4 protein-coding genes and 1 pseudogene are annotated in these 4,029 nt (G+C 52.2%); 2 read left to right on the plus strand and 3 right to left on the minus strand.

What is annotated here, in order from left to right:
- A partial coding sequence (locus tag ETQ85_RS25530) for a recombinase family protein (RefSeq protein ID WP_222862317.1) occupies window positions 1-1,236 on the minus strand: 1,236 nt, incomplete at its 3' end.
- 360 nt (window positions 1,237-1,596) lie between these two features.
- Between ETQ85_RS25530 and ETQ85_RS27190 the strand changes: the two are divergent.
- Window positions 1,597-1,734: pseudogene (locus ETQ85_RS27190) on the plus strand (IS3 family transposase); the annotation flags it as partial.
- Between the two features lie 12 nt (window positions 1,735-1,746).
- Here ETQ85_RS27190 and ETQ85_RS26480 read toward each other — a convergent pair.
- Window positions 1,747-2,385, minus strand: coding sequence for a hypothetical protein (locus tag ETQ85_RS26480; protein WP_187394875.1), 639 nt, complete (start codon window positions 2,383-2,385; stop codon window positions 1,747-1,749).
- A 117-nt stretch (window positions 2,386-2,502) separates the two neighbouring features.
- Complete coding sequence (locus ETQ85_RS25540; protein ID WP_187394876.1) at window positions 2,503-3,126, minus strand: HAD family hydrolase; 624 nt, start codon at window positions 3,124-3,126, stop codon at window positions 2,503-2,505.
- 383 nt (window positions 3,127-3,509) lie between these two features.
- Between ETQ85_RS25540 and ETQ85_RS25545 the strand changes: the two genes are divergently transcribed.
- Window positions 3,510-3,923, plus strand: a complete 414-nt coding sequence (locus ETQ85_RS25545; protein WP_148581793.1) for a VOC family protein — start codon at window positions 3,510-3,512, stop codon at window positions 3,921-3,923.
- Window positions 3,924-4,029: the final 106 nt, after the last annotated feature.

Below are 4,029 nucleotides of genomic sequence, written 5' to 3' on the forward strand. Positions count from 1 at the left end.
CTTCAGAGTTGAAACCGCCAGCTGATTTGTAACGTGATCGATTACCTCAGGGTGAAGTTTTCGTAAATTTTGATTGATCTCTAAGTAACGGTAGTCCCGGTCAGGCTGGTAGTTGATCAATTTGTAGGCGCGCAGTAGTCCGCCGAAACGAGAGCGATACGCGCTACTGGATGGCATTCCCTCTTGCTCGTCTATAATTATCCCGGATAGTATTCCTAGCCGACTGTATAGGTTGTCAAGGAGTTTGAGCATTTCATCATTGCTAAACCGCGCAGATCTTTTTGATATTATTTCGACAGCGTTTTCAAAAATTTCCTTGGAAACTATGTTTTTGAAAGCGCTGTCGCATCGAATCCAGCGATCTGGTGTGTTTCGAACTCTATGTTGCTTTAGTTTGAAAGACATTCGATTGTAAATATTGTTGCCTATATATTTTTCATTTGTCAGAAGCTGATGGACTGTTCCACGAGTCCACTTTCGGCCAAGATCCGTTAGCAGCCCCTCATTGTTTAACATTTCTGCTATGGAGGCTTCGTTCATTCCTTTTGTAACGAAGCAGTCGTAGATTCGGCGAACTGTTTGCACTTCGTCGTCGGGGCCCGGAACCAAGATTACCCGGTCAGTGTGAATGCTCTTGTGTTGGCGATAATCTAGAAGGCCTTTTGGGTTCCCTTGGTCGTCTATAAGCGCCCGGCGAAGGCCATATCCTGCCGCGCCACCTTGATGAAAACCTAACTCGACAAGGCGGCACTGGCCAATAAATACTTTTGTAGATAGCTCTCGGCTGTATTCGCCAGCCATTGCCCGTTTGACGCTTTTTACGATTGCCGATACCGGAGAGCCATCGTTCTCAAACTGTTCAGCGCAATAAATTACTCTGACCCCGGCTCTGGTGCACAGGTATTCGTAATGGGCACTTTCGTCGGTGTTTTGAAATCGTCCCCATCGGCTGACGTCGTAAACTAAGATGACTTTGAAAGTCGTTACGCCACCCTGAACGTCCGCTATCAGGCGGCGAAGCGCCTCTCGGCCACTGATATCAAGCCCGCTTTTTCCTTCGTCAGCATAGGATTTCTCGATAAGCATGCCGTGAGATTCGGCGTACTTACGAATCACGGCTGTTTGATTCTCCGTTGAGTAACGTTGGTGGTCGGTCGACATACGCACGTACTCTGCAGCAAGAATCTTGCATGCAGGTACGTCGTCTGACATTGAGTTCGGCGTCGCGGGAGGCAAGTTGATCTCCTGTCAGGAGCGTCCAAGTAACTGTCGGAGTATAGAAAGCGATTCTCTTAGTTACAAAGAATATTTCTCGCTGATTCTCTTGAAACTCGGGAATGTCAAGCGACACGCAGATTTGATCCCCTGATGACATCCGCGCCAAAGAGTGATGCCTTGGGGCGACTCGAAATGGCAGCAGCCTTCGCAGTTTATCCGGCGCGCAGGACTCCTTTCGTAGGCATGGCGGCCTACAGCAGCTTGCCTAACGATCAAACGAGGTAGCCCTGTCCATTTCTGTAAGCGTCTAACCGGCCCACATTGCTGAAGTCGGCCTGGATGTTGAGCATAGTGTCCACGCTAGAAGTGGACACTTATATGAACGTCACGAAGCCCCGCCGCACCCGTCGAACCCACACAGAAACCTTCAAGCGATCCTTGATCGAAGCCTGCAACGAACCGGGCGCCTCGGTCGCTGGCATCGCACTGGCCAATGGCGTCAACGCCAACCAACTGCGGCGCTGGATGTCATTTTGCGGCTACCTCCTGCTCTTTGAGCCATTCCGTCTTGCCATACCGATAGCCCGGAAATTCCGTTTCCAGGGTCGTCTGGCCAAGAAGCAGCCTTCGCGCCAAAGACGCAACCTGAGCCAGTTCGGTTTCGTTTCGGACTTCCAGTGGAACAATCAGGCTGACGCCCGTTGCCCAGTTCAAGCGTTCGCGTTTCCAGGCGGTATTGAGCTCCAGATCGATGCCTTCAGTGGTCAGACGTTCGCTGATTGAGCGCAAATGCTTGTAGTGAGCGTCTTGCTCTGCCGATGGCTGGCGAGACGTGTAGCTAACGATCTTCTTGCGTGACCTGCCAATCCGTTTGTGATTCGTTTTCGCTCCATCAAATAGCCAATTATCCTGCGGGCCAGGGCCAGCTTCAACCCACGATTGGTCGTCAATTGCACAGCCATATACATAGCGCGGGTGCTGCCACCAGACGATGACACGCCGTCCATTGAGGATGAAGCCAACGTCGTCCCACCACGACAAACTATCCGGTGACTTTTCTTTGTAGGAGTGAGGGATGAATAAGCTATCCTGGCCTAATCGCCACTGGTGGTGCCGATGGTATTGGCGCTGCATCCGGCCAAAGAGCTCTTGCTTGTGGTTTTTCATTGCAGTACCTCGGCAGGACACATCTTTCGCCACCAACAATCAGCAGGAAAGTGCGTGGTTTATTGAGCGCTTAGGTTAATGCCCTTCAGGCAGTCAGCCTCAGGCAAAAACAGTCACTCATCCTCGGGCAGCCAGAAGGGTATGAAGGTCTGAAAGTGACTTCAAGAAAGTGCGGTCTGGACTGTGACCCACACGGGCAAGGTGCACGGCTTGCATCCCAAACCTGCGGGGGCCGAGACAATCCGCATTGTACGTGTCTCCAACCATCAATATTTCTTCTGGTTTCACTTTCAAAGCGTCGCAAGCCGCCTGGTAGATGATGGGGTCGGGCTTGATAGCACCTACTTCAAAGCTCCATACGTACTCATCCATTTCAATGGGTAGCAGGGAGCGAAGGGGAGCTGCGTAGGGTTGAGCCAAGTTGCTGCAGATCCCGAGCTTGAGGCCGCAGGCGCGCAGATGGGCCAGTATTTCTGCCGTTTCCGGGAAGAGGCTCATACTCAAGAGTTCCGTTGCCAAGCCCTCGAAAACTCCAGCTTCCTGAGCTTGAGTTTGTGTAACACCTAGCCAATCGGTGATCTCGTGGATTTTCCAGTCTCGCCCCATAACGATGGCCGCGTAGTCGGCGTCTGTCGGGCGGGACTCGGTATCGGCAAGGGACAAAAGTTTGGCGTAGGGGCGTCGTCGCTCAGCAATCTCTGCAAGCGTGCCGAATGCGTCGAACAGAATGGCCTTGATCATTTTTGTCTCGTGCGATGTCCGGTCAGGACTTAGACCAACAAGAGTGAGCACATTCTGCTGCATGTATCGGAGGGGGCCAACCATCGTCGTCATCCCAATGTGCTCTACGAGGCTATCACCAGTGGAATGCACGGACTGGCAGGCATCGCTTTCAAAATGGTGCGAACGCCAATACCAGGAAAGGACGGCCTCTTCGGCTGCCCATCATTCGAGTGGGTGGATCTGGTCTCGCTTGGCACGACGTAACTTCAAGCAATGAATGTCAGTGACGGATCCGTGTTGGGTTTTCTACAGTATCGTTAGGCTACTTGCAAAAACAACTGTATATGAATACAGTTGTGGTGTGCCATTTTGCACTCCAAACAAACTTTAGGATTCCCCGCATGCTTGACCACATGACATTTCGCGTGACGGATATTTCTCGGGCCAAAGCGTTTTACAGCGCAGCCCTGGCACCATTGGGCTACAGCGTATGCTTCGAAGGCAATTACGGCTCAAATATGCTTGGTTTGGCCTACCCAGACGCATCTGAGCCTGACGGCAAAAAAGCCGATGTGTGGTTCATCGACGGACCTTCGCCGTACGACGGCCCGACCGCAACATCCGGTTGCCACCTAGCGTGGCGCGCGAAAAACCGTGCGCAAGTCGATGCCTTCTACAAAGCGGCCATTGCTGCTGGCGGAAAAGACAATGGAGTTCCTGGCCTACGCCCTGACTATCATGCAAACTACTATGGAGCATTTGTCATTGACCCTGAGGGCAACAACATTGAAGCAGTCTGCCATTTGCCCGAATAGTCGACATATAGAGCACTCCCACTCTAGCAGGCCGATGCAAAACCCAGTGAACGATCCGGCCACCCGCCTGTCCTAGCCGTATCCCCCGAACCCCAGGCAGAACAAC

Source organism: Zoogloea oleivorans (genome assembly GCF_008107625.1).
Classification (GTDB): domain Bacteria; phylum Pseudomonadota; class Gammaproteobacteria; order Burkholderiales; family Rhodocyclaceae; genus Zoogloea; species Zoogloea oleivorans.